20 protein-coding genes and 1 other annotated feature are annotated in these 24,088 nt (G+C 50.6%); of the genes, 13 read left to right on the forward strand and 7 right to left on the reverse strand.

The window, feature by feature from the left end:
* Positions 1 to 4: 4 nt before the first annotated feature.
* Together trpB and ACFMKP_RS11710 are read left to right on the forward strand one after the other, a co-directional pair.
* Positions 5 to 1,204: a tryptophan synthase subunit beta gene (gene trpB, locus ACFMKP_RS11705; RefSeq protein ID WP_382292007.1), complete on the forward strand. Its 1,200-nt coding sequence runs from the start codon at positions 5 to 7 to the stop codon at positions 1,202 to 1,204.
* Between the two features lie 40 nt (positions 1,205 to 1,244).
* Positions 1,245 to 2,867 (forward strand): hypothetical protein, encoded by a 1,623-nt coding sequence (locus ACFMKP_RS11710; protein ID WP_382292009.1) that lies wholly within the window; start codon positions 1,245 to 1,247, stop codon positions 2,865 to 2,867.
* Between the two features lie 251 nt (positions 2,868 to 3,118).
* On the opposite strand, the gene trpS is transcribed toward ACFMKP_RS11710, so the two are convergent.
* On the reverse strand, positions 3,119 to 4,105 hold the full coding sequence (gene trpS, locus ACFMKP_RS11715; protein ID WP_382292011.1) for a tryptophan--tRNA ligase: 987 nt from the start codon (positions 4,103 to 4,105) through the stop codon (positions 3,119 to 3,121).
* Positions 4,106 to 4,149: 44 nt separating this feature from the next.
* Positions 4,150 to 4,392 (reverse strand) — a binding site (T-box leader).
* 473 nt (positions 4,393 to 4,865) lie between these two features.
* Here trpS and ACFMKP_RS11720 point away from each other — a divergent pair.
* From ACFMKP_RS11720 to ACFMKP_RS11745, 6 genes are all read left to right on the forward strand, one after another.
* A complete protein-coding gene (locus ACFMKP_RS11720) occupies positions 4,866 to 6,614 on the forward strand; it encodes an ABC transporter ATP-binding protein (RefSeq protein WP_382292013.1) in 1,749 nt (582 codons plus the stop codon).
* Between the two features lie 267 nt (positions 6,615 to 6,881).
* On the forward strand, positions 6,882 to 8,693 hold the full coding sequence (locus ACFMKP_RS11725) for an ABC transporter ATP-binding protein (RefSeq protein WP_382292015.1): 1,812 nt from the start codon (positions 6,882 to 6,884) through the stop codon (positions 8,691 to 8,693).
* Positions 8,694 to 8,769: 76 nt separating this feature from the next.
* A complete protein-coding gene (locus tag ACFMKP_RS11730) occupies positions 8,770 to 9,849 on the forward strand; it encodes an adenylate/guanylate cyclase domain-containing protein (RefSeq protein ID WP_382292017.1) in 1,080 nt (359 codons plus the stop codon).
* Between the two features lie 201 nt (positions 9,850 to 10,050).
* Entirely contained in the window at positions 10,051 to 11,658 is a 1,608-nt protein-coding gene (locus ACFMKP_RS11735) for a WXG100 family type VII secretion target (protein ID WP_382292019.1), read from the forward strand.
* Positions 11,655 to 12,650 carry a TolB family protein gene (locus tag ACFMKP_RS11740; protein WP_382292021.1) on the forward strand — a complete coding sequence of 332 codons (996 nt, stop codon included), beginning with the start codon at positions 11,655 to 11,657 and terminating at the stop codon, positions 12,648 to 12,650. The genes ACFMKP_RS11735 and ACFMKP_RS11740 overlap by 4 nt, the downstream gene beginning before the upstream one ends.
* Before the next feature lie 60 nt (positions 12,651 to 12,710).
* Positions 12,711 to 13,727 (forward strand): TolB family protein, encoded by a 1,017-nt coding sequence (locus ACFMKP_RS11745; RefSeq protein ID WP_382292023.1) that lies wholly within the window; start codon positions 12,711 to 12,713, stop codon positions 13,725 to 13,727.
* A 24-nt stretch (positions 13,728 to 13,751) separates the two neighbouring features.
* Here ACFMKP_RS11745 and ACFMKP_RS11750 read toward each other — a convergent pair whose 3' ends face one another.
* From ACFMKP_RS11750 to ACFMKP_RS11775, 6 genes are all read right to left on the reverse strand, one after another.
* The gene (locus tag ACFMKP_RS11750) at positions 13,752 to 14,276 is read right to left on the reverse strand and encodes a hypothetical protein (protein ID WP_382292025.1); all 525 of its coding nucleotides are present in this window, start codon (positions 14,274 to 14,276) and stop codon (positions 13,752 to 13,754) included.
* Positions 14,277 to 14,289: 13 nt separating this feature from the next.
* Positions 14,290 to 14,898, reverse strand: a complete 609-nt coding sequence (locus tag ACFMKP_RS11755; protein WP_054536806.1) for a hypothetical protein — start codon at positions 14,896 to 14,898, stop codon at positions 14,290 to 14,292.
* 45 nt (positions 14,899 to 14,943) lie between these two features.
* Positions 14,944 to 16,122, reverse strand: coding sequence for a DNA double-strand break repair nuclease NurA (locus ACFMKP_RS11760; RefSeq protein ID WP_382292028.1), 1,179 nt, complete (start codon positions 16,120 to 16,122; stop codon positions 14,944 to 14,946).
* A 461-nt stretch (positions 16,123 to 16,583) separates the two neighbouring features.
* Positions 16,584 to 17,903 carry a uridine diphosphate-N-acetylglucosamine-binding protein YvcK gene (gene yvcK, locus ACFMKP_RS11765; RefSeq protein WP_382292030.1) on the reverse strand — a complete coding sequence of 440 codons (1,320 nt, stop codon included), beginning with the start codon at positions 17,901 to 17,903 and terminating at the stop codon, positions 16,584 to 16,586.
* A gap of 28 nt (positions 17,904 to 17,931) precedes the next feature.
* On the reverse strand, positions 17,932 to 18,603 hold the full coding sequence (locus tag ACFMKP_RS11770; protein ID WP_382292032.1) for a hypothetical protein: 672 nt from the start codon (positions 18,601 to 18,603) through the stop codon (positions 17,932 to 17,934).
* 13 nt (positions 18,604 to 18,616) lie between these two features.
* Positions 18,617 to 19,369: a sortase domain-bontaining protein gene (locus ACFMKP_RS11775; protein ID WP_382292034.1), complete on the reverse strand. Its 753-nt coding sequence runs from the start codon at positions 19,367 to 19,369 to the stop codon at positions 18,617 to 18,619.
* Between the two features lie 137 nt (positions 19,370 to 19,506).
* On the opposite strand from ACFMKP_RS11775, the gene ACFMKP_RS11780 reads away from it, so the two are divergent.
* The 5 genes from ACFMKP_RS11780 (at position 19,507) to ACFMKP_RS11800 (ending at position 24,038) form a co-directional block, all read left to right on the forward strand.
* The gene (locus tag ACFMKP_RS11780) at positions 19,507 to 20,760 is read left to right on the forward strand and encodes a DUF3095 domain-containing protein (protein ID WP_382292036.1); all 1,254 of its coding nucleotides are present in this window, start codon (positions 19,507 to 19,509) and stop codon (positions 20,758 to 20,760) included.
* Positions 20,761 to 20,794: 34 nt separating this feature from the next.
* On the forward strand, positions 20,795 to 21,166 hold the full coding sequence (locus tag ACFMKP_RS11785) for a response regulator transcription factor (RefSeq protein ID WP_204753790.1): 372 nt from the start codon (positions 20,795 to 20,797) through the stop codon (positions 21,164 to 21,166).
* 146 nt (positions 21,167 to 21,312) lie between these two features.
* Positions 21,313 to 22,635, forward strand: a complete 1,323-nt coding sequence (locus tag ACFMKP_RS11790) for an RtcB family protein (protein WP_382292039.1) — start codon at positions 21,313 to 21,315, stop codon at positions 22,633 to 22,635.
* 75 nt (positions 22,636 to 22,710) lie between these two features.
* Positions 22,711 to 23,301, forward strand: a complete 591-nt coding sequence (locus ACFMKP_RS11795) for a TetR/AcrR family transcriptional regulator (protein ID WP_382292041.1) — start codon at positions 22,711 to 22,713, stop codon at positions 23,299 to 23,301.
* Entirely contained in the window at positions 23,298 to 24,038 is a 741-nt protein-coding gene (locus ACFMKP_RS11800; protein ID WP_382292043.1) for a DUF4386 domain-containing protein, read from the forward strand. Before ACFMKP_RS11795 ends, ACFMKP_RS11800 begins: the two co-directional genes overlap by 4 nt.
* Positions 24,039 to 24,088 lie beyond the last annotated feature (50 nt).

Consider the following 24,088-nt stretch of genomic DNA (forward strand, 5'->3'; position numbering starts at 1 on the left):
ATCTATGACTGATCACGTTGTTCTTGATGAGTTAAATGGCCGCTACGGCGATTTTGGTGGGCGCTATGTGCCCGAAACCTTAGTCGCGGCAATTGAGGAATTGACCGAGGCGTTTTTTCGCATTCGCACCGACCCTGAGTTTCAGGCCGAATTGGCGCATTTGCACCGCACCTATACGGGCCGCCCAACCGCGCTGACCTTTGCGCGGCGCTTAACCGAAGAGCTTGGCGGAGCACAAATTTGGCTCAAACGCGAAGATCTGACTCACACAGGCGCGCATAAAATCAACAATGCGCTTGGCCAAGGTCTTTTAGCCAAACGCATGGGCAAGCAACGAATTATCGCCGAAACCGGCGCAGGCCAACATGGCGTGGCAACGGCGGCAGTTTGTGCCTTGCTTGGGCTGCAATGTGTGGTTTACATGGGCACCGAAGATATGGAGCGCCAAAAACCCAATGTCTTTCGCATGCGCTTGCTAGGAGCCGATGTGCGCGGCGTGAACACTGGAGCCAAAACGCTCAAAGATGCAGTCAACGAAGCCATGCGCGATTGGGTCAGCAATCCAGATTCGTACTATTTGCTAGGCTCGGCACTTGGCCCGCACCCCTATCCATTGATGGTACGCGAATTTCAAAGCATCATCGGCATCGAGGCCCGCGAGCAAATTTTAGCGGCAACCGGCAAACTGCCAGATACGATTATTGCCTGTGTTGGCGGTGGCTCAAATGCGATTGGCATTTTTCATCCTTTTATCAATGATGAAAGCGTTGATCTGCGTGGGGTTGAAGCTGGTGGCCATGGCATCGAGCCAGGTCGCCATGCAGCGCGATTTGCTGGTGGGCGCTTGGGCGTTTTCCAAGGCACACGTTCGTATGTATTGCAAAATAGCGATGGCCAAATTGCCAATACCCATAGCATTTCTGCTGGCCTCGATTATGCTGCTGTAGGCCCAGAACACGCTTGGCTCCACGACGAAGAACGGGCTTTTTATACCTATGCCACCGACGAAGAAGCGTTAAACGGTTTTCAATTGCTCTGCCGCACCGAGGGCATTATTCCAGCCTTGGAATCGTCGCATGCGATTGCCGAAGCTGTACGCTTAGCGCCAACCATGAGCAAAGAAAACATTATTTTGGTCAATCTGTCGGGGCGGGGCGATAAAGATATTTTCACCGTTGCAGATGTTTTGGGAGTACAAATGTAGCGTAACGGCTTCTGATGAGGCCAGTGTGTAAGGAGTAGTTATGGCTCAAGCATGTGTGGTTTGTCGAGCGGCGTTGGCCGATGGCTCGGTCTATTGTTCCGAATGTGGCTCGCGCCAGCCAGAAACGGGGGCATCGACCCAAGCACTTGGCAGTGGCGTTTTTGGCTCGCAGCCCTTACCGAGCAGCGATACGTCCGATGATTCGCCGTATGCGCCACGGCGTAGTGGCACCCAACCATTGAACGATCCACCAACGCAAGTGGTCAACCTGCCAAATTACCAAACCGATAGCTCGACCAGCAAGCTTGGTGGCTTTGGCAAAGAGCCATCAACCCAGCCTAATTTTGCCTTGCCGCAATATCCGCCCAATAACCAAGCAAATTATCAACAGCCAAATTATCAACCACCAGTTGCCAAATCAAACAAAACAGCCCGCTGGTTGATTGGCGGTGGTTTGGCGTTATTTTTGGTGGCTGGCGGTGCTGGCGCATATTTCCTGAGCAATAAAGATTCGAATGGTGGCGAAGGTGGCAATCTGGCCAATGCGCCAACCTGGACACCCTTGCCAACCAATTTGGCCAAGCCAACCGAGGAAACCGCTGCCAATCCCCAAGTTGAAGCAACCGCCACCAGCGAGCCAACCCAAGCCAGCGGCAATGCCACCGCTGAGCCAGTACCAACCAATGAATCAAGCGATTTGCCAACCCAAGCGGCTGGTGGCAGCGTGCCAACCGATCTCAGCGGCAATCTGATTTATCTCGAAGACTTTAACCTCGTGCGCCAAACCTTGAATGATGGGGTGGTCTTACCATTCGATCTAAGCGACTACAACTATTACAGCGATCTTTTGCGCTGGTCGCCTGATGGCAAAACGATGGCTTTTTATGTGCGTGATGGGGCCAAAACAACAATTTATCTGGCCAATGGCGATGGCTCAAACGTGCGCAGCGTCATGGAATTGCAAGATGTTGCACCCCAAAGCTTGAACTGGGCACCAGATAGCAGCAAATTTGCCTTCGTCACGAGCGACATCGATTTTGAAACCAAGGACGACCAAAATATTTATGTCTACGATGTTGCAAACAGTAGCGAAAAGCAATTAACAACCGCTGGCATGATCGATTTCGACCCATTAAGTTGGGCACCAGATAGCCAAACGCTCATGTTTATGGCTGGCGCAGATGGAATTGAACTGAACACAATCAAAGCTGATGGCAGCGATCAAACTAAAATCGCTACGGTCTATACCACCGATGCGTGGTGGACTAAAGATAGCAAGATCATTTACGATGCTTTTTGCGATTCTGCCAAATTTGATCGTGGCGTTTGTTTGCTTGACCCAGCTACAGGCGAGGTAGAAACCTTGCAAAAAGTTGGTGATTTTTATCTTAGCGGCATTTCGCCCGATGCCAAGTGGTATATGCTCGATAACTACAGCGATGGCTCATTCATGATTATCAATGCAGATACTGGCGATAAAGAATTGGTTGCACCACCAAGCAGTGCCGACTCCTACGAAGTGCGAGTTTGGGGCAAATGGTCGCCCGATGGCCGTTATGTCACCTACGAGGCAATTGGCAAAGGCTCGTTTATCTACGAAATTGGCTCTGGCAAAGCAGCAGCTCCCTTTGTAAATGGCACAATCGTCGAGTGGCTACCGTAAAAGGATGAAGGATGAGGGATGAAGGATGAACCGCTGGCTAGTGGCTTTTAGCTCTAGCCAGCGGTTCCAATTTAAACTAAATTCCTTCACAAAAAAGATAGGCTTAGGAGCACGATAACCGCAAAGGACGCGAAGACCGCAAAGCTTAGTTAAGTAATTTCTTGGCATACGCAGATATTCAAAGTTTCCAACAGACTCAACATTCGTGATCTTCGTGTCCTTCGTGGTTAAAAATCATAGATCCCTGCGAATTACCGCAACCCAAGTTGCTGATAGGCGCGCAACAAGGTAGCATTGGCAACTTCGGCGGCGCGCTCGGCTCCGCGTTTGAGAATTCCATCAAGCTCAGCGGGATCAGCAGTTAGCTCGTTATAGCGCTGTTGCAACGGCTCCAAGGTTGCCAGCACCACATCGGCGACCGCGCCTTTGAGTTTGCCATAGCCTTGGCCCTCGAACTCAGCTTCAATCGACGCTTTATCCTTGCCAGTCAAGGCTTGGTAAATGCCCAACAGGTTATGCACTCCATGGCGCTTCTCGTCGAATTTGATCTCGCTGCCCGAATCGGTGACCGCCCGCATAATCGCTTTGCGCGTCGCCTTCAAATCGCCCAGCAAGGGAATCGAATGGTTGGCGGCTTTGTTGCTTTTGCTCATCTTTTGGGTTGGCTCATCCAAGCCCATCACCCGCGCAGCCACAGGCCGAATCAGCGGCTCGGGAATCACAAATGTTTCGCCATACAGATGATTGAAGCGCTCGGCAATATCGCGGGTTAGCTCAATGTGCTGGCGTTGATCATCGCCGACGGGTACGATTTGGGTATCGTACAGCAAAATATCGGCAGCCATCAGCGTTGGATAATTGAGCAAGCCTGCGGCGACAGTTTCTTGCTTTTGCGATTTATCCTTAAATTGAGTCATACGATTCAACCAGCCCAACGGCGTTTGGCAATTTAAAATCCAGCCCAGCTCAACGTGGGCGGGCACATGCGATTGCACAAAGATTGTCGCATGGTCCAAGCTAATGCCTGATGCAAGATAGAGCGCGGCCAAATCGCGTACGTTTTTGCGCAACTCTGCTGGGTCTTGAGGCACAGTAATCGCATGCAAATCGACAATACAAAAGAAATTATCGTATTGTTTTTGCTCTTGCACCCAGTTATGAATCGCGCCCAAATAATTGCCAAGGTGCAAATTGCCCGATGGTTGAATGCCCGAAAAGACTCTTGGTAATGCAGCCATGATCATCCTCCGCTAAACTAAAACAAGGCCGTCTCTCGATCCACATACGGGACGAGAGACGGCTTGATTCTCGCGGTACCACCCGAATTCGCAACTAAAGCATAGTTACGCGCTCGTAGCCCGTTAACGGAGGCAATCACGGCTCAGCCTACTACCAGGTAGCAACCCAGATTCGGTGAGCAACTCAGCGGGCCATTCAGCAAAGTCAGCTTGATTATCCTCGCAGCCAAGGGATAACTCTCTGGACAAGTGCGCTTTTGCTTACTCTTCCGCGTCAACGTCGTTTTCAATTTGTGGCGCTTATTGTATGCAGCAGCAGCATGCTTGTCAATCAGTCCAACGATTGAGCGAGGGGCCAGAATTCAGGGTTCAGTTGTCAGGGGCTAGTTTGAAACCACGAAGCGCGCGAAGAGCAGGAAGTTAAGTTTTTAGCCACAGATTCCCACAGATTATTATGATTAGGTTCTTGCATTGCCATAGCTCTCATCCTTCATCCTTCATCCCTTATCCCTCATCCTTCATCCCTCATCCTTTCGTTCTCTGCGCCGCTGCGTTAAAATCCTCGCCCTGACTTTTGCTTTTCTTGGGTTATGTTCTATGCTCTTTGTTCTATGTTCTATCGTCCCAGCCCCTGACAACTTAACCCTAATCCCTCGCTCAAAATTTATCAGCTTATGTGCAATCGGTCATAAGGCGGGGATAGCAAACCTGTTTCAATGGTAGAATATTGAGCAGATGCTTCCAACTGGAAAGGGATTTCATGGCGCTTTCAAATAGTGAATTTGTAGTTGAACGATCGTGGAAGATCAATCGTTCAACGCCAGTACGCTGGGTTTGGTCGCATGCGCGGCGCAATCTTTGGTGGATTATCGGGCTGTTTATCGGGGCGTTTGGCAACGCATTATTTGCCGCGCAAGTGCCAGTGGTCACTGGCCAAGCCTTCGAGGCGGTTAAAGCTGGCGATAAAAACGGCTTGTGGTGGGCGGCGTTGCTGATTGTTGGCGGGCAATTCTTGCGGGCGTTTGTGCAGCTCTTGCGCAATTTCTCCTCGGAAGTAATTGGCCAACGGCTCGAACGCGATGTGCGCGATGAACTCTACACCAGTTTATTGGGCAAAAGCATGGCCTTCCACGATAGCCAACCAACCGGCGATGTGATGGCCCGCGCCACCAATGACGTGCGCGAAATGAACTTGATGCTCAATCCCGGGGTCAATTTGGTCGTTGGCTCAGCGATGTTCTTAATTATGCCGCTGATCGCCTCGCCGCACCCGCAACTGCTGGTCGTGCCGATTCTCTATTTGGTATTTTATGGGTTGTTGGTTTGGCACTATTTACGTCAACTCAAGCCCGTAACCACCGCTGTGCGCCAAAGCTTTGGCGAATTGAACGCCACCTTGGCCGAAGCAATCGACGGTGTGGAAACCGTCAAAGCCACTGCCCAAGAAGAACGCGAACGCAACCGTTTTCGGGCTGCGGTCACCAAATGGCGCAATGCTTTTGTCGCCCAAGGCAATGTGGAAGCGGTCTTTTTGCCAGTGCTGTTGTTGGGCTTGGGCCAAGGCTTGGGCTTTATCCATAGCCTGATTCTTTTCCGCAATGGCTTGATTAGCGTTGGCGATGTGGTTTCGTTCAACGGCTTATTGTTGCTGTTTGGCTTCCCCACCTTTACCGCCCAATTTGCCTACTCGCAGCTTTCGAGCGGCCTTGCTGGTGGGCGACGGATTTTGGAATTAATTACCACCGAAACTGAGTTAGACGAAAATGCCCAAGGCTATGCCGAGCCAATGCGCGGCGAAATTGTCTTTGAAAATGTGGCATTTGGCTATCACAGCGAGGTTGATGCAATCCAAAATGTGAATTTTCGGATTGCGCCAGGCCAAACCGTAGCCTTGGTTGGCCAAACTGGCGCAGGCAAAACCACGCTGACCAAGCTGCTCAACCGCACCTACGATGCCCGATCTGGCCGAATTTTGATCGATGGCGTTGATCTGCGCGATTGGAATTTAGCAGCCTTGCGCCGCCAAATCTCAATCATTGAGCAAGATATTTTCCTCTTTTCGCGCTCAATCGCCGATAACATTGGCTTTGGTGTGCCAAACGCCACCCGCGAGCAAATTATCGAAGCCGCCAAGGCCGCCCAAGCCCACGATTTTATTGGGCGCTTGGCCGATGGCTACGATACGATTATTGGCGAGCGCGGCGTGACCCTCTCTGGTGGGCAACGTCAACGCTTGGCCTTGGCACGGGCATTCTTGACCGACCCAACAATTTTGGTGCTTGACGATTCGACCAGCGCCATTGATAGCGCGACCGAAGATCGAATTCAACAAGCAATTGAACAAGCCTCGCAAGATCGCACCACGATTTTGATTACCCATCGGCTTTCGCAAATTCGCTGGGCCGACCTGATCATCGTGATTCGCAAAGGCACAATTAGCGCCGTTGGCACGCACGAAGATCTCATGCAGCAATCCGAAGCCTATCGGGCAATTTTCGCGAAATTATAAAAGTAGGGTTCAGGGGTTGGGGATCAGGGATCAGGCTTTCGATTCATTGATTCTTCAGCGATTGAAATATCAATAATGAAGGAAGAACAACCAAGGATGATTGCAAAATAGCCATTAATGCAATGCTTCATCCCTCATAATTCATCCTTCATCCTTTCAAATCGGGCAATTTTCGCGAAATTATGAATTACGAAGAATGCAATGTGAAGGATGAATTTAATATTTCATCCCTCATAATTCATCCTTCATCCTTTCAAAAGGGTGCTTATGTTTGCAGGATTAGATACCGAAAATTATGATCGTCAGTATGGCGACCGCGAATTAATGGGGCGGATGCTGAGCTATTTTCGTGCTCATCGGCGCACCGCATTGTGGACAGTGCTGCTGATTTGTGGTTTGGGCTTGCTCAACACCGTACCGCCATTTTTGGTGGCCCAAGCGGTGCAACGGATTGGCGAGGCCAACCCAGATTGGAATTTTATCTGGTTGCTGGCGAGCGGCGGGGTGGTTTTTGGCGTGCTGCAATGGGCCATGGGCTGGGTACGCCAACGCCTAACCGCCAAAATCGTGGCCGATGTGATTAGCGCCTTGCGCAACGATGCGTTTAATGCCGCTATCAGCCATGATCTTTCGTTCTTCGATGATCTACGCTCTGGCCGAATTATCAGCCGGATCACCTCGGACACGCAAGAGTTTGCCCAAGTTTCACGCTTGATCATCGAAATTGTGAGCCAAGTGCTGACCGTGATTGCCTTGCTGATTTATTTGCTCAGCGTTTCGGTGCCACTCAGTTTGGGCATTATCGGCTTTACCCCAATCGTTATTGGCTTGGCTTTGGGCTTTCGGCGTTTGGCGCGCTTCGTCACGCGCAAAGGCTTTCAGGTGCTGGGCGAGGTCAATAGCTCAATTCAAGAGGCCGTAACTGGGATCAGCATTGCCAAGAATTTTCGCCAAGAAGCCCGCATTTATGGCGAATTCAGCGAGATCAACCAGCAATCGTATGGCGTAAACCTGCGCCGCGGCTTCGTGCTCTCGAATGTATTCCCAACCCTGAACATTGTTTCTGGCTTTGGCACGGCAGCGCTGATTTATTGGGGCGGTTTGTCGGTTATCGATCTCTCGATTACCTTGGCTGCTTGGTATGTGTTTGTGCGCTCGGTTGACCTTTTTTGGTTTCCCTTGCTGAATATCTCGGCCTTTTGGAGCCAATTTCAGGCTGGCTTGGCCGCTGCTGAGCGCATTTTTGCCCTAATTGATGCAGAGCATAGCGTCAAACAAACCGATCAGCAGACGACCGAGCGTTTGCGCGGCGAAATTGTGTTTGATCATGTGGAATTTCGTTATGGCCGCAAAGAGCCAGTGCTGAACGATTTCAGCCTCACGATTGCGCCAGGCGAAAGTATTGCCTTGGTTGGGCATACTGGTGCTGGCAAATCGAGCATCGCCAAATTAATTACGCGGTTTTATGAGTTTCAGACGGGCAAAATCACGGTTGATGGCCATGATATTCGCTCGCTCGATTTGCGCAGCTATCGCCAACAATTGGGGATTGTGACCCAAACTCCGTTTTTGTTTGATGGCACGGTTGCCGACAACATTCGTTATGCAGCGCCACACTTGAGCGATGCAGAGCTTGAAGCGGTGGCGACCCAAATTGGTGGCGGCGAATGGCTCGAAACCCTGCCCCAAGGCTTGCAATCGCAAGTTGGCGAGCGCGGCAACAAACTTTCGCTTGGTCAGCGCCAATTGGTGGCCTTGACGCGGGTTTTGGCAGCGCAACCAGCAATCTTCATTTTAGATGAAGCCACGGCGAGCATCGACCCATTTACTGAAACCCAAATTCAGCAAGCGATGGATCTGATTCTCTCGCGCTCGACGGCGATTCTGATTGCCCACCGACTTTCGACCGTGCGCTCAGCCGACCGGATTATTGTGCTCAACCAAGGCCAAATTATCGAAGAAGGCAGCCATGAGCAACTGATGGATCAGGGTGGGCATTATGCCGATTTATACGATACCTACTTCCGCCATCAATCGTTGAGCTACATTGAATCGCGTGGTGCAGCCCGCAGCGTTTAGCAATTATTTTATCCTTAGGGCTGCCAATAGTAGCAAGAGCGTGCTACAATTTCATAGGTATCTAGGAGGCTATGCTATGGCTTTAGATGAAGCACAACACACACCATCAAGTAGCACGTTGGTAGCAGAATTGGCGAATTACGGCATCGACGAAACGGTTCGCAACGCCTTGGCAAGCATGGTCGATACAGCTCCAGGCGCGATGCTCTATCGCTTTAATCCGGCCTATTTGGCCGAAGAAGTTGCGCTTTCGCGTCGCGCGGGCTTGCAACTCATGGCGGCGGCCGTTCAGGTTGGCCTATTCAACCTGAATTGGGAAGCGCGCTGTATTTATTGCGGCTACCAAGCTCATGCCTTTGATAAATTGACCCAAGCCCATTCGAAACAATATTGTGCAATGTGCCGCGACGATTTCCAAGCCAAGCTCGATGATGGCATTCATGTGACCTTCTCAGTGGCTGAGCGGGTGCGCAGTTTGCCAGCAGGCATCGATAATGAAGCATGGCGCGAAGCAACCGACCGCCGTTTGGGCGTAACGACTTCGCATGAATTACTGACGGTGCAGGCCTTCCGCGATTTGTTTATCGACGAGCCATTGCCCGACGGCGAGAGCTTCCAGATTAAATGGGCGGCACTGATGTTCACCGACCTTGGCGGCTCGACCGCCTTGTATGCACGCAAAGGCGACCCACGGGCCTACAGCTTGGTACGCGAACACTTCAACATCTTGTTTAATGTAGTTAATCAAGCAGGTGGCGCAGTCGTCAAAACCATTGGCGATGCAATTATGGCAGTGTTTGTAGATGGTGCGGCGGCGGTCAAGGCTGGCCAAAACGCCTTGATTGCAATCGAAGCCTTCAACCGCGAGCGCGAGTTGGCCGATGACGAGCGCTTGACGCTCAAAGTTGGTGTGCATGCAGGGCCAACGCTTGCCGTCACGCTCAATGATCGGCTTGATTACTTTGGCACGACGGTTAATGCAGCGGCGCGGGTACAATCGAGCGCCAACTATGCAGAATTGGTGGTAACCCAGCAAGTGCTCGAAGCGCCAGGCGTGGCCGAAATCTTGCCCGCTGATTTGGCCAACGAAACCCTGATTTTGCGTGGGCTTGATGATCTGCCATTTAATGTTGTGCGACTTCAGCATACCAACTAAAAGCAGATTATTGTTAGGCAACCCTTCTCAGCAATTGAGAAGGGTTTGTTGTTTAAAAGCCAAAATCCCCCATGCGAGTGAGTTTTTTCTATACCACATGGCGTATACTTTTCGGCAAAGGATGCAGCATCACCCATTCTAGCAATCCTCACCCCCGAGAGAGAAGCATCCACGCTATCAACCTACCCAACGGGAGAGCATATGGCTACCCCAATTGTTCTGGTGGAGTACAACCAGCTTCTTCAGGTTGCCCAGCGGTTCCAAACCAAAGCTGAAACGGTGCTTACCCTGCGCCAGCAGCTTCAAAGCATGGTGAGCCAACTTCAACACAGTTGGAGTGGCACAGCGGCTACAAGCTTTTTCCATGAGTATCAAGATGAAGTTGAACCGGCGTTTGAGCGTTTACGTAAGGCGCTTGAAACCGCCCGCGATGTTGCTATCGCAATTCACACAGGTATGCGGAATGCCGAAGAGGCAGCGGCGGCGCTCTTCAGAGCCAATTTTGATGGTGGGATCGACATCGCTGCAGCAGGCTTGGAGGCAGGGTTTGCTACACTCTTTAACTTAAGCACAGCTCCACCTGCACCACGCCTCGGTGCAGCAAAACTACCAGGTGGGCCAGTCTTCGATGCCGCTGGCAACATAATTCGTTTCGATTTAACCCTTGCTGAGTTTGAAATGCTCACCGTCCCCGAACGCATTCAATGGGTCGAAGCCTTAGAAAGAAAAATAGATTCTCCAAATTCTTTTCATAATATTCAAGATATTATTGCGTTTTTCGATGAATCATCGGCGCTTGGGCATATGGGTCCAGGCACATGGGCTTCGTGGGCTGATGCAGGGGTTTTAGAAGCAATTCAAAATGGCTTTTTCTTATTCCAGAACGAAGGAAGACCAATCCCTGCTGGATTCAATGATTGTGCTGGGGCAGCATTTGCATGGAAAGAGTTCTTTGTTCAACAATTAAGCGGTTTAGCAGAAGAAAAACTCATCCCATATTGGGCAATGGCTGAACAAATGGGGGTAAATTATGGCTCAGATGCAGCAAACTTACGGGCTGGTATTCCAGCGCGCGGAACAGCGGCAGGCGATCTTATACCCCAATTCGTAGCCTATGGCAATCTCTATCGCTTTATTGCCCGTAATGAGGGAGGTGGGAATGTGTTTGTTAATCGCTATAGCTCACGAATTGGCCAAGATGTTGGTGGAACCATTGCACAAGAAGGAACCCAATTTACCACAACAATCGGCGATTTTATATTTAATAGATCTTTTGGGGTTGATTTACCAGTTAAAGAGATCTTGAATGCTATATGGTTACCAAAAGTAACCCCAATAGGTCAAGAGATAGGCGGAGAAGCAGCAGATTTTGTTGTTCCTGATGAAGCAGGCTCATGGTTCTTTGATCCAAAAAATGTGATTGGAATCGATATGTATACCGATTCTAGAACACCACCGTTATCCTTTCCCAAATTACCACCCCATATGCCGCTCTTCCCCCCATCAGGCAAGCCAACTGAACCTTGGAATGTTGTCATGACTCATGGTAATACCTATTATATGTCCAAATTAGTTGAATATGAGCTTATTCCAACTCTTCCACATATCAAGATTGACCCTAGTGGTGAAGTTCAATTGGATAATGGAACGATTATTGAGGTAAATGGGGATGCAAGGTTAGTTGATGGCACGATTATTAGGGCAAATGGAACTGTTACAACTGCCACAGGTCGATTGATTCCCGCAGCCGGTACCCGCATGAACCCAGATGGATCATATACATTAAGTGATGGAACAAGTGCTAAATGAAACGACTTTTTATCCTTTTAGCTTTTTTATTAACCATTATTGGATGCACGAAGGCCATTCCTATGACTCACATTTCTACAACGCCCATTACACCCACTCAATTAGCGGTTCCCGCAGGAAGCTATTCGGGCCTTGCATGGCTTGATCAAGGTTTAGTTCTTCAGGCAAGAACCACCAGCAATCCTGTAGAGAATCTTTATTGGATCGATCAATATGGCAATCTTGATGACCCATTATCAATTCCACTCGAACAGTCATTTATTATGACTTCCTATTATTTCCCCCAGCGTCTTCCTAACGGAAAATTGGGGTTGAGACGCTATAACTGGACTCCAAATCTTAAAACTGGGGCAGCTGATAGGGAGTTTGGATTATGGCAATTTGATCCGACCACGAATGCGCTTACGCCGCTCTTGCAGCCTGCCATGCCTCAAGATCTCAGCCAACATCTTCGTTTCAGTCTTGCCCCCGACATGCAACGCGCCATCCTCTCCGATGGCGGTTATCTCCAGTCGCGGCTTTTTTGGTGGTCTGCTGACACTGGCCACGAGCCACTTGATGCGGGCCTTGGCATCTGTCAATACGTCGCTTGGTCGCCTGATGGCGCAACCATTGCCCTGATCGGTTCACCTGATACTGCTGGCTCCTTCGGTGGCTTAAGGAACATCCGTTCAAATCTGTATCTTATGGATAGCGATGGCTCGAATCGACGCGAAATTGGCACAAAGCTGCGCGGTATTGCTGGGTTGCAGTGGTCACCTGATGGTCGGTGGCTGGTCGTCATTTGCTACTTCGATGGCTTCGACAATCAGATTTGGTTAGTCAATCCTACCACTGCTGAATGGCGGCAACTCACCAATACTGTTGGCGACTATCAATGGCCTGCGTGGTCGCCCGATGGCACACAGATCGCCGTCATTTGGCGGAAACCAGCTGAGTTTGCACCCAATGATTATGTAATAACCGTCGATGTTTCAGGCTTCGTAAAGTGACAAACAACTGGCAGAGCGGCGGATGCGACACGACCTGCTATCAGAGAGCGGAGAGGATCGATGCTGCGTTTTATGAGAAATTTGATTGCGCTCTGGGGGATGGCGCTGTTGCTCATTTCCTGTGGGAATCCTTCAGAACCCACAACCATCCTCTCATACACACCGCAACCATTAGCGCTGCCAACGGAAAATCTTGGTGATTATAGTGGACTGGCTTGGATCGATCAGGGGCTGGTTGTGCTTGCCACTAAAAGCGGTGCACCTTCACGCTACCGCCTCTTCTGGCTTACCTTTGACCGCAAACTCGGCGATCTCGTTGCCATTCCTGATGCAATCGATGCCGATATTACCCTCCATCGGCTTCCCGATCGCCTGCCCGATGGACGACTTGGGTTTAAATACAGCACCGACATGCAGGTGATCAATGGCCCCCCAACGGACCAACATGGCTATAGTGCGTTTGACCCGACCACCAACACCCTCAGCGAATTAATCCCACGCCCCGCGCCGCGTGAGATTCTAAAATCTGGTTCAGCAATTTGGAATCCCGCCATGGATCGGGCCTTGGTGACTGATGGGCAGTATCTTGGCTCACAGTATTATTGGTGGACTGCGAGCGACGGCTTTCAGCCCCTCGACCTTGAAGTGGATGTCGCGCAGTATTTCGCGTGGTCGCCTGATGGCACCACCATCGCCTTCTTCGGCTTGCCCGATGCTGGCTCTGGCGTGGTTAGTGCCCTCACCCGCCCCGAAAATCTCTATTTCATGGATGCTGAGGCGGGCAATCGGCGGGTTGGGCTTACCGATGCCTACAATATTGCGGGGTTGCAATGGTCACCTGATGGCCAATGGCTCGTCTTTGTCGCCAATTTCGACCGTTCCTCCGACCAAGTGTGGCTGTTCAAGCCTACCACGGGCCAACGCTTGGCTCTGACTCCACCTGGTCGCTATCAATGGCCCGCGTGGTCGCCCGATGGCAGCCAAATCGCCGTCATTTGGTATGACCCGAGCAACACCGGCGACGATGACAAGGATGCCGTGATCGTGCTTGATGTGCCCGATCTGGTGCGGCGGTAGTTGATTGCATGCTGCGTGGTGCACTTACATCAAGAGATACCATGCCAATAAGGCTGCGCCGATCGCCACGCCGCCAACGATCAAACCTAGCAAAAAGCCATTGCTTTTTTGTGGTTGATTCCATGGTAATGACGAACCAGCCAGCGGATCAGCGCTTGGAGTAGAAGTTTTCCAAGTGTTTGAGGAATTTGGGGCTTGCTGGCTACTAAAGTTGCTTTGCTCTTGCATGATGTCGGGAATGCCATTGCCATCGCGATCAGCAAACATCGCACTAAATTGCTCGTTGCTTCCTTCCATAATATCGGGAATGCCATTGCCATCGCGATCAGCAAACATGGCGTTCAGCTGATCGCTGCTGCCATTGATCACATGCTGCTCGCTAACATTGGTTGTATGGGTTGTTTGGACGGTTGTATTTTTATCGAAGAGGTTAGAAAAACCGTCATTATCAGCTAATGCGTCCATCGCTTGTTGATAGGCTTGGCGATCGGTAGCGGACATTTCATCGATGCTGTTGTATTTACGCCCATTAACAACATAACTCGGCATACATCCTCCCAATTTAACTGGTCAACATACGCACCAATACGCGCAAACGATCATAATCGTCGCGCAGCAAACGGGCTAATTCGCGGCCTGCGTACAGCTCATATTCGCGCCGATTGGCTTGCAATTCTGCCGCATTACGAATCGCTGTGCCCAAAAGTTCATCAACAATCGGCAAATTGGCGTGTAAGACCATGCGAAAGAAATCGCAGTGTTGGGTAAAACGATGCACGGTATTATCATCGCACAAATGGACGCTGTAGTGGACGGTTGGCGGTTGCGGTGGCAGATAATGGATAATGCGGCCAGCCCGCTCGTAGCCTATCACCAAGGCACTCCACTCGGTCTGCAACACGGCTGCAAGATCAGGGTGTTCGCTATAAATTTGGTCGTCGTAGAACTCGCTACCATCGTAGCGCCGCCCACCACGTACCATGGCTTTGCCGCCAAGATCACGGCTGCCAGTCCGAATATCGTAGACCAAGCCATAGACACATAAATCGTTGTCGTAGCAACCAGCCTTGATCAACGAGCCAAACGGCGGCGCATTCAGCAGCTCATATGCGCCAGTTGTCCATTGAGTTGAGCTTGCTTCGATCACTTCACCAATACGTTGTTCTTGCATATATGTTGGGTATAGGCTATCGAGGATAGGCTATAGCTAAAAGAGTTAAACCCGCACTTGAACTTTGGCATCTTGTTTTAATGATGAGCCATTGCTCAAGCGAGCATGCCAGAGAGCTTGCTCAATCATTTGGCGAAACACCCGACGATCGCTTTCGCGCACTACTGCTTGCTCATGCGCCCGCGCCAACGCCACCGGATAGCCACCACCACGATGCGCTTGATCATACGCGACTGAGTGAATCAAATCAACCCATTCTGGCCGTTGCGCCACCCATTCGGGCATTTCGATTCGCGCTAATTCGGCCCCAACATTCAGGTAGAAGAAGTAAATTGCGTGCTCGCCATATTCTTCAACATTAATTTTGGAGAGGCTTTTGAATAATGCGCTGCGTTCGCCATTGCCCAACCAGCCATTGCCAAATAATTTTGTATCGTTGATCCCAGGATAGGGATCGATAATGCCTTCGGCTTTGCTGGCACTGTTCAGGGTTGGTTTGGCGATCAAACGGGCAATTCCAGTCACTTCAGGCGCTTTGGGATGGCTAATGTAGGAGCAGGTTGGCACATCGGCGGCGCGTAAAGCAGCCAAACCTTCATCAAGATAGCGTTGCAAAAAATGGCTGCGCACCCACGGATCAAGCCCGCTCAACGACCAGCGAATCAGTGTACCATCTTGCATTGCGACTAACGGTGCAGTGCTGGTAGCCAAAATCTCTTGGGCTAAGCTCGCCAGCGCAATCCCTTCGCGAGTATCGCGTTCGGCATGGACCAAGGCTCCAGCCATTTTATAACTGCGGCCATCTTTATCGCGCAGCAATAATTCTTGATCGTTGTAGTGCAAGGCTGGCACCGAATGCAATTTGGAATAGGGCTGTTGGCCATATTGAATCGTCACCAAACCAAGATTAATCAAAAAACACTCGACCGCCCAATGCCGATCAAGGTCGATCTGCGAGCCATCAACCGCTGCCAAACAATAATTTGGCGCAAATTTGGGCAAACGATAGCGATTGGTTATTGGTTCGGCGGGAGCAGCCAACAGCCACGGGCTGCGCAGATAATTTTCCTCTGCATGGCGCGCCCAATGTTCCCAGCGCGGGCTTTCTTTTTCCAGATTTGCCCAAGCGGTAGCAACCAATTGATCATGTTGATTGGCTGTTTGGCGCAAATCGCCGCCCATGCGTTTAATTTGTTGGCCAACTTGATTAAAATCGAGTGGCATGCGGTGCTCCTAACCTAGTTGGCTTAATCAACCATTCCAATGTTTTCACTACCCTTCTATCCACCGAAGAGAGGTAGGGGTTTTGATAGACCCTCACCCCAACCCCTCTCCTGTGGCGCGGGTGAGGGGCTTTAACTGCATGGTTCTCACCCAATTCCTTGGTGAAAAACGATGGCTCCCCCTCGCCCGCGTTTTCGTGGGAGAGGGGGCTGGGGGGTGAGGGAATGAGCCACATCAAATCAATACTTAAAACCTATCCTTGTAGAGGTTTTCATCCCCCTGCACCCCCTAATATTTGCTTGTTGGATTGTTGTTATTGTTTCAGTTGCAATCATTGTAATCTTCGCGTTTCCAAGCCCTTCGTGCTCTTCGTGCTCTTCGTGGATCAACATCGAAACTTCGTGGTTCCGTATCCCTGCTCTCTAGTTCCAGACCCTAGCATCTTCCTGTGTCAATCTATGTCACAAGCGGCCCATTTGGCGCTCTTTTTCCAAAACCCGCATTAACTCACGCGCCAAACGAACTGGATCATGGCGCAATGGATTGGCTGGATTGATGACGTTGGCAGTGCGCACGCGAATTGGCAAATCTGTGGTTTGATCAAGCGGCACAATCGTCGTTCGGCCTTGCCATTCTGGCGCAAAACGATGGTTCTGACGGTCATCGCTATTAGCCAAAGCCACATCAAACACATCGGGGCCAACGTGCTCGACAAGCGCTTGCAAGTGGTCGCGCACGCCAAAATGGTCGGTTTCGCCTGGTTCAGTTGCCACATTACACACATACACCCGCACCGCTTGAGTCGCCTCGCGGATGGCTTGGTTGACTTCGCTAATCATCAAGCTCGAAAGCAAGCTGGTGTATAAACTACCAGGCCCAACAATAATCAAATCGGCTTCTTCGATTGCTTTGATCGCGGTGCGCACGGCTAAGGCAGTTTGCGGCTGCAAATAGACCCGTTTGATCCGCTGGCCGCTTTTGGCAATCCGTGATTCGCCGCTAATATGCTCGCCATTTTCCAACTCGGCCCACAGCACCACATCATCAAGCGTGGCTGGCACAATTTGACCGCGCACCGCAAGAACCCGATTGGCTTCGCGCACGCCTTCGCCAAACGAGCCAGTTACTTCGGCCAGCGCGGTGATAAACAAATTACCAAAGGTATGGCCTTCGAGGCTGCCAGCTTGGAACCGATGCTCAAACAAGCGGGTCATCAATGGCTCTGCTTCAGCCAAAGCTGCCAAACAGCGCCGAATATCGCCTGGAGGCAAGATGCCAAATTCTTGGCGAATGCGGCCTGAAGAGCCACCATCGTCGGCAACCGCCACAATCGCCGTAATATTGTCAGTATATTGTTTCAGGCCACTGAGCAAGGTCGAAAGCCCGTGACCACCGCCAATTGCCACCACTTTGGGGCCATGACGGGTGCGGCTACGACCAATCAAGGTTTCGGCCAAATCGATTGGCGCGGTGTTGCGGGGCAAGGCTGCACTCAGCAAAACCCGATTCAGATGGCGAAACGCAATCCCAGTCGCCATAATGCCCACCAAACACAAGATGATCATGCGAATGGTGCGCGGCCAGAATTGCAAGGTCAAATAATAGAAAATCGCTGGCAGTTCAACCGTCGTATACAGTTCGCGCAGGCCAAATGCCAAGCCCAGCGCCGAAAACATCAGGCCCAGCAGCATGAGTACCAGCCAACGCTTGACCCCAATGCCAACTTTAAGCCAGCGGCTATCCAATAATTTGCGGGCAGATGCAGGTACAGATTGTTTCATAGTTCCCCAATTATAGACCTAAATGCGGTTATAAGGGCATTATTTGGCGACGTAAATAATAGCTAAACCACCAACTTAGGCCAAGTGGGTAGATAACGAGGATCGCTAGCAAGAAAAAGGTTAATCCAAAACCATCAAAATCGTTTATTACCAGCCAATGAGTGATGCTGGCAATCACAAAACCAAGCCCCAATTGACTAAACAGCCAAATCCCAGCCCAACGGCGAGGTCGCATGACCAAGGCAATTGGTCCAGCCACACAGCCAATCGCCACCAACATCGCGCTCAGCATATGCCGATAGTAGGTTGTATGCGGGCTATTGGTAAGCCACAATAAGCTAGGCGGCCAATTAAACAGAATATAGGCCGCCCAATAGCCAAACAGCGTCGCCAAAACCACTGAGCGCACGCGGCAAATTGCCACTTTGCGCAGCATCCAGCCCATCAGCCAACCAAAGCTGGCAAAAATCAGGCTCGCAAGGCCAATGCTCACAAGGCTCAAGCGCTGCATGCCCAATTGCCAAATAACGGGCAAGCGCACGCTATCATTAAGATCGTTAATGCCAACAATTGCCATCATGCCAAAGAAAACGCCCACAAACAGCACCACAAACATATACCACCACAAGCGCCCGTTGCCATAGCGCTCGCCAAAGGTCTGAACTGATGGCACATGCAAGGCGGGCAGATTTTCAGGCATTGGCAAGTTCCTTTTAGCGAATTGGCTCGGCAATCGTAATTAGGCGATGGCTTAGCTCTAAATTACCTTCAACAATCACTTGATCGCCAATGCACGAAACCAAGGTCAAACGCTCTGAGCCAACTGGCAAAATATATTGCACTTGATCAGGCGTAGCCCACACTTGTTCCGTCACGCGGTAGCGATATTCGCTGCCATCGGCACTATAGACTTTAATTGTCTCACCAATCGCCACATCTTTCACTCGTGCAAAGGGCGCTGGCACATTCGGCGCATCCTTCCAGCGCAACACATGGCCCCAAAGCACCACATTTTCGCCTTGGCCAGGCTGCGCACTCAGATTGTACCAACCAACATCGTGTTTTGGTACAATTGGCACATTGCGTTGATCAAGGCCAACTGAAATCGGCGCAAGATCCAGCCCAATCACATCAATCACCATGCGCACTGGTTGGCCAGGGTTGCTACTTGGGTTGGCGGTTGGTTGCGGCGCAGCAGTTGGCGGCGCGTTTTGCTCGTTCAAAGTTGGCGTATCCAACTCGACTGGTTTGCTAGTAATTTCGGGCGCAACTGTTTGGGTTGGCAAACGAGTGGGGCTAGCAGCAGTAGCAGCAGTGGCAACAGGCGTATTTGTTGGCACAACACTTGCCACCACTGCCTGCGTAGTTGGCTCAAGGCTCGGCAACGGAGTTGCACTCGGATTGCCGACCGTCCCACCACATCCAACTAAAATGCAACCTAATAAACCGAATAGCATCCGACGCATGCCAAAACTCCTTATTCAGCAATCCATCCACATGGCACGAATTGCGTAATCTAAATTGTAATGTCGATTAACTACGCTATGAGCTTTATAGCCCTGTTCACGGTGTTTGGAAACCTTTTCACAAATCGAGGTCATCAATGGCGCACAACTTCTATGCAACCTTACCTATTATCACCGATTTTGTCCAAATTACCGATGCCAGTTGCTATCAAAAAGTCCCTGCCGATTGGTATATTGTGGTGAGTGATATTGAGCAATCGACCAAAGCGATTGCTGAAGGTCGCTATAAAGATGTGAATTTCATTGGTGCTAGCACGATTGTGGCCTTGCTTAATTTACAGCCCAACCTCGATTTGCCATTTGTTTTTGGTGGCGATGGTGCAACCTTATTGTTGCCGCCATGGTTGGTTGAGCAAGCCAAGCCCGCACTGCAAGCGGTTCAACATCTGAGCCAATCAATCTACAATCTGCATCTGCGGGTTGGTATTATTCCAATCAGCGAAGTTTATGCTCATCGCTATCAGCTTGAAATTGCCAAATTTGCGGTCTCGGAGAATTATGCCCAAGCCATGATTAATGGCGATGGTTTAACTTTTGTCGAGCAAACGATTAAAGATCCAATTTTGGGAGCCAAATATTTGCTCGCAGCCCAGCCCAGCGATCAGCCAGGTTTGCTCGATGGCCTCGAATGCCGTTGGCAAGAGATTCCAAGTCGTTATGGCGAGACGGTTTCGTTGTTGGTACGGGCCGAAGCTGCTACCAGTACCGAGCGCAATCGGATCAATCGCCATGTGATCGAGCAAATCGAGGCAATTTATGGCGCAGACGCTGAGCACCATCCGGTTGATGTGCAGCAAATCAGCTTATCGTTGTGGCCCAAAGATCTGTGGGCCGAAGCTCGTTTGCGCGGCGGCTCTAGCAAATTACAACAATTACGCTATCTTAACAACATTTGGTGGCTCAATGTGCTTGGGAAGTTCTTGTTGGCAACTGGGGCCAAAACCGAACTAACTGATTGGGCCGAATATCCTCAGATTTTGCAGGCCAGCACCGATTATCGCAAATACGATGCAATGTTGCGCATGGTGATTGCAGGCACGCCAGCCCAACGCCAACAACTTGAGCAATTTCTCGATCAAGAACGCCAGGCTGGCAATTTAAATTATGGCCTGCATGTTGCAGATAGTGCTTTGATGACCTGCATTGTCTTTGAGCGCATGGGGCGGCAAGTTCATTTTATTGATGGCAATAACGGTGGCTATGCGAAGGCCGCCGATCAACTCAAGCAACAGAGCCATGCCCACCAAGTAGCGATCACGCTGAACGCTGTGGCATCCTCTAAAACAGGACTATTGGGGGATACTTCATCACCATCATGGGGGACATGCTGAGTATAATGGCTTCATTGCACTTTTTGGAGGCCGTATGCACATTTTATTGGTTGATGATAGTCACGATATTCTGCGTTTAGTTCAACAGGTTTTAGCGCTCGAAGGGCATCGGGTTTCGGTGGCCCGCGATGGCTTGGAAGCCTTGCAAAAAGTTGCCAGCCAACGCCCAGATGCGGTGATTCTCGACGTGAATATGCCTATGATCGAAGGCACCGAAGTTTGCCGCCGGATCAAAACCAACTATAGCATTCCGGTGATGATGCTGACTGTGCGCTCGGAACAAGTCGATTTTCAACGTGGAGCCGATGCTGGCGCAGATGCCTACCTCTCCAAACCCTTTGACATCCCCGTTTTCATCGAATACCTCAATACAATGTTGCGTTTGCGCTATGGCAAAACCGTCTAGCGCGCCAGTTGTTGGCGATGGGCTGAGTCAATGCTACGGATTTAGTCTGAGCAGATGTCAACATTGCGCCTGATATGCAAGCCTGCCTGCGTTGATTATAGTGGTTGCAGCTAAACCAACATATACTAGAACTGAGTCTCACATTTATGAAACTAAATGTTTTGCTGAAGCCATGGCGTGGCGATAAACGCTTCACGGCCATTGCCAAGTATGCCGCCGCCCTGAAAAAGAGCGGCTCCAAGGATTTGCAAATTGTGGCTCAAGTTGAGGCCGAATTTGGCAAACCTGCTGAATTGGCTCGCCTCAATGAGCAGGCCCAACCCTACAAAGCCTATGGCCAAATTGGGGTCGATATTGAAGCCGCTGCCTTGGAGCAATTGCAACTTGCTTTGCGTCTGCCAATTGCCGCCCAAGGAGCCTTGATGCCCGATGCCCACCCTGGCTTTGCCTTGCCAATCGGCGGAGTTTTTGCCGCTCACAACGCCGTCTCGCCGATGATGGTTGGGGTCGATATTGGCTGTCGTATGCATCTGACCATTTTTGCTGAAGCGCCAATGGAAATTCAACGCCATCGCGAGCAATTGTTTCGTGATTTAGCTGAAGTAACCGTGTTTGGCTCGGGCGCAACTCGCAAACGCGGGCCGGATCACCCAATTTTAGGCATAAAAAACTGGAATTTGACTGCCCAAACCCGCAGCCTGCGTGAAAAGGCGATTGCCCAGCTTGGCACCAGCGGCAGTGGCAACCACTTTGCCAACATCGTTATTGGCGAGCGAATGGGCGAGAACGATTTGCCACGCGAATTTGTTGGCTTGCTGACTCATAGCGGCTCGCGCGGGGTTGGCTACGCCATCGCCAAGCACTATAGCAACATTGCAGTGCAAGAAACCGCCACCAAAGCCAACGTCCCCAAAATGTATGAATGGCTCGATTTGGATAGCGAAGCAGGCCAAGAATATTGGGCAGCGATGGAATTAGCCGGAGCCTTTGCCCAAGCCAATCATGAAGTTATTCACCGCTTATTTGCCCAACGCACCAAGCTCAAGCCAGTTGCCACAATTCAAAATCACCATAATTTTGCTTGGCGCGAAGGCGATGTAATTGTGCATCGCAAGGGCGCGACACCAGCAGGCGTAGGCGTGCGCGGCGTGATTCCAGGCAGCATGGCCTCGGCTTCGTATGTGGTCGAAGGCTTGGGCAACCCTGAAGCCTTGCATAGCGCCTCACACGGTGCAGGCCGCTTGTACAGCCGCTCCAAAGCCCGCGAACTCATTAGCCCGAGCGAGGCCAAAAAAATCATCAAGGCCCATGGCGTGCATGTCGAAGGCTGGAGCGTTGACGAATCGCCCTTGGCTTACAAAGACATCGAACGGGTGATGGAATTGCAAATTGAAGCCGATTTGATTAAGCCATTGGCCCGCATGAAGCCAATTGCCGTAATTATGGCCGGCGAGCCAGGCCAAAGCTAAATTATTGAGGGCTTGACAAACTAGAGTAAATACTCTACTATTTTTAGAGTATTTACTCTAGTTTGGGTTAAAGCCATGAGCAAACGTGATTTAATTTTGAGCACGGCGCTTGAGCTGTTCAATCGCCAAGGCACTGCTGATGTAAGCACCAACCATATTGCCGAGGCCTGTGGCATCAGCCCGGGCAACTTGTACTATCACTTTCGTAACAAAGCCGCGATTATTCAAGCCTTGTTTGAACAACTGTATACGGCGTGGGATACAGAACTGAGCGTGCCGAGCGAGCGCCCAGTCCAATTGCGCGATTTAACCGCGCTGGTGGAAACCAACTACCAAATTATTTGGCGCTACCGTTTTGCCTACCGTGAATTGGTGGCGTTGCTCCACCACGATTCATCTTTACATGCCAGCTTTTTAGCCACCCGTCAACGTGGTTTTGCAGGCTTCCAGAGCTTGGTCGAGCAATTCATCGCCGCAGGGATTATGCAGCCAATTGAGCCAAAAACGCTTGATCAATTAATTCAAGTTTGTTGGTTAATTAGCGAATTTTGGCTTAACAATCTCGAAATTAATCAACGCCCAATCGAGCCAACCAACATCAACACTGGCGTGAACTTGATGCTCCACGTGCTGCAACCCTACATCATTCAAGGAAGCAACCGATGACCAGCAAATACGTACGCCAACTAACGGGCTGGAGTTTGATTCTTGGCTCATTGTTGGTCAATATTCCCTATGCCTTGTTGATTAGCAATTTCGATTATCCCGACATTTTGCGTGCACCTGTTGATCAGATTTTGCGCCAATTTGCTGCTGGTGGCAGTGGCCTAATTTATATATGGCTGGCATTTGCTTGGGTCGGCTTGCCCTTATTGTTCGCCAGCATTATGCTCAAACGCCTGCCCGAATTTGCTGGCGCGGCCTTGAGCGAAACTGCGAGCACGATTGGCGTAATTGGCTTTGTGATGCAGGTTATTGGCTTGTTACGTTGGGTATTTGTGGTGCCAATAATCGCCCAAAGCTACCTTGATCCGCTGGCTTCGGCGGCAACCAAGGCCAGCCTAGCAACAATGTTTCAGGTGGTGCATCAATATGGCGGCGTGGTGTTGGGTGAGCACATCGGCCAACTATTTATGATTATCTGGATGCTGCTGCTAAGTGCAATTATCTATCGTTCGGCGAGCTTTCCGAAGTGGCTGGCGTGGTTGGGCTGGCTGGCGGCATTCATCTATAGCCTTGCCCAAACTGAGCTTTTGGCAACCGTGCTGCCCACAATTCCAGTGATTGATTGGACGGGATTGGTTGGGAGTTTGCTGTGGTTGGCGTGGATGACCAGCCTTGGCATTATGATTTTGCGCCAGAAAAATGCTATAAATGAGGTATTTCATGCTAGAATCAATTAATCTTAAGAATGTTTGTTTCTTGAAAATTTATCGCATAGACGGAGATGATA

The organism is Herpetosiphon sp. NSE202 (assembly GCF_042688385.1).
In the GTDB taxonomy this organism is placed as follows: domain Bacteria; phylum Chloroflexota; class Chloroflexia; order Chloroflexales; family Herpetosiphonaceae; genus Herpetosiphon.

What these genes read in the sequence shown, in the direction of transcription:
- trpS (WP_382292011.1), bottom strand. Translation starts at nt 4,105, where the DNA reads ATGGCTGCATTACCAAGAGTCTTTTCGGGCATTCAACCATCGGGCAAT.
- ACFMKP_RS11795 (WP_382292041.1), top strand. Translation starts at nt 22,711, where the DNA reads ATGAGCAAACGTGATTTAATTTTGAGCACGGCGCTTGAGCTGTTCAAT.
- yvcK (WP_382292030.1), bottom strand. Translation starts at nt 17,903, where the DNA reads ATGAAACAATCTGTACCTGCATCTGCCCGCAAATTATTGGATAGCCGC.
- ACFMKP_RS11755 (WP_054536806.1), bottom strand. Translation starts at nt 14,898, where the DNA reads ATGCAAGAACAACGTATTGGTGAAGTGATCGAAGCAAGCTCAACTCAA.
- ACFMKP_RS11770 (WP_382292032.1), bottom strand. Translation starts at nt 18,603, where the DNA reads ATGCCTGAAAATCTGCCCGCCTTGCATGTGCCATCAGTTCAGACCTTT.
- ACFMKP_RS11745 (WP_382292023.1), top strand. Translation starts at nt 12,711, where the DNA reads ATGCTGCGTTTTATGAGAAATTTGATTGCGCTCTGGGGGATGGCGCTG.
- trpB (WP_382292007.1), top strand. Translation starts at nt 5, where the DNA reads ATGACTGATCACGTTGTTCTTGATGAGTTAAATGGCCGCTACGGCGAT.
- ACFMKP_RS11725 (WP_382292015.1), top strand. Translation starts at nt 6,882, where the DNA reads ATGTTTGCAGGATTAGATACCGAAAATTATGATCGTCAGTATGGCGAC.
- ACFMKP_RS11775 (WP_382292034.1), bottom strand. Translation starts at nt 19,369, where the DNA reads ATGCGTCGGATGCTATTCGGTTTATTAGGTTGCATTTTAGTTGGATGT.
- ACFMKP_RS11735 (WP_382292019.1), top strand. Translation starts at nt 10,051, where the DNA reads ATGGCTACCCCAATTGTTCTGGTGGAGTACAACCAGCTTCTTCAGGTT.
- ACFMKP_RS11740 (WP_382292021.1), top strand. Translation starts at nt 11,655, where the DNA reads ATGAAACGACTTTTTATCCTTTTAGCTTTTTTATTAACCATTATTGGA.
- ACFMKP_RS11760 (WP_382292028.1), bottom strand. Translation starts at nt 16,122, where the DNA reads ATGCCACTCGATTTTAATCAAGTTGGCCAACAAATTAAACGCATGGGC.
- ACFMKP_RS11720 (WP_382292013.1), top strand. Translation starts at nt 4,866, where the DNA reads ATGGCGCTTTCAAATAGTGAATTTGTAGTTGAACGATCGTGGAAGATC.
- ACFMKP_RS11750 (WP_382292025.1), bottom strand. Translation starts at nt 14,276, where the DNA reads ATGCCGAGTTATGTTGTTAATGGGCGTAAATACAACAGCATCGATGAA.
- ACFMKP_RS11730 (WP_382292017.1), top strand. Translation starts at nt 8,770, where the DNA reads ATGGCTTTAGATGAAGCACAACACACACCATCAAGTAGCACGTTGGTA.
- ACFMKP_RS11790 (WP_382292039.1), top strand. Translation starts at nt 21,313, where the DNA reads ATGAAACTAAATGTTTTGCTGAAGCCATGGCGTGGCGATAAACGCTTC.
- ACFMKP_RS11780 (WP_382292036.1), top strand. Translation starts at nt 19,507, where the DNA reads ATGGCGCACAACTTCTATGCAACCTTACCTATTATCACCGATTTTGTC.
- ACFMKP_RS11800 (WP_382292043.1), top strand. Translation starts at nt 23,298, where the DNA reads ATGACCAGCAAATACGTACGCCAACTAACGGGCTGGAGTTTGATTCTT.
- ACFMKP_RS11785 (WP_204753790.1), top strand. Translation starts at nt 20,795, where the DNA reads ATGCACATTTTATTGGTTGATGATAGTCACGATATTCTGCGTTTAGTT.
- ACFMKP_RS11710 (WP_382292009.1), top strand. Translation starts at nt 1,245, where the DNA reads ATGGCTCAAGCATGTGTGGTTTGTCGAGCGGCGTTGGCCGATGGCTCG.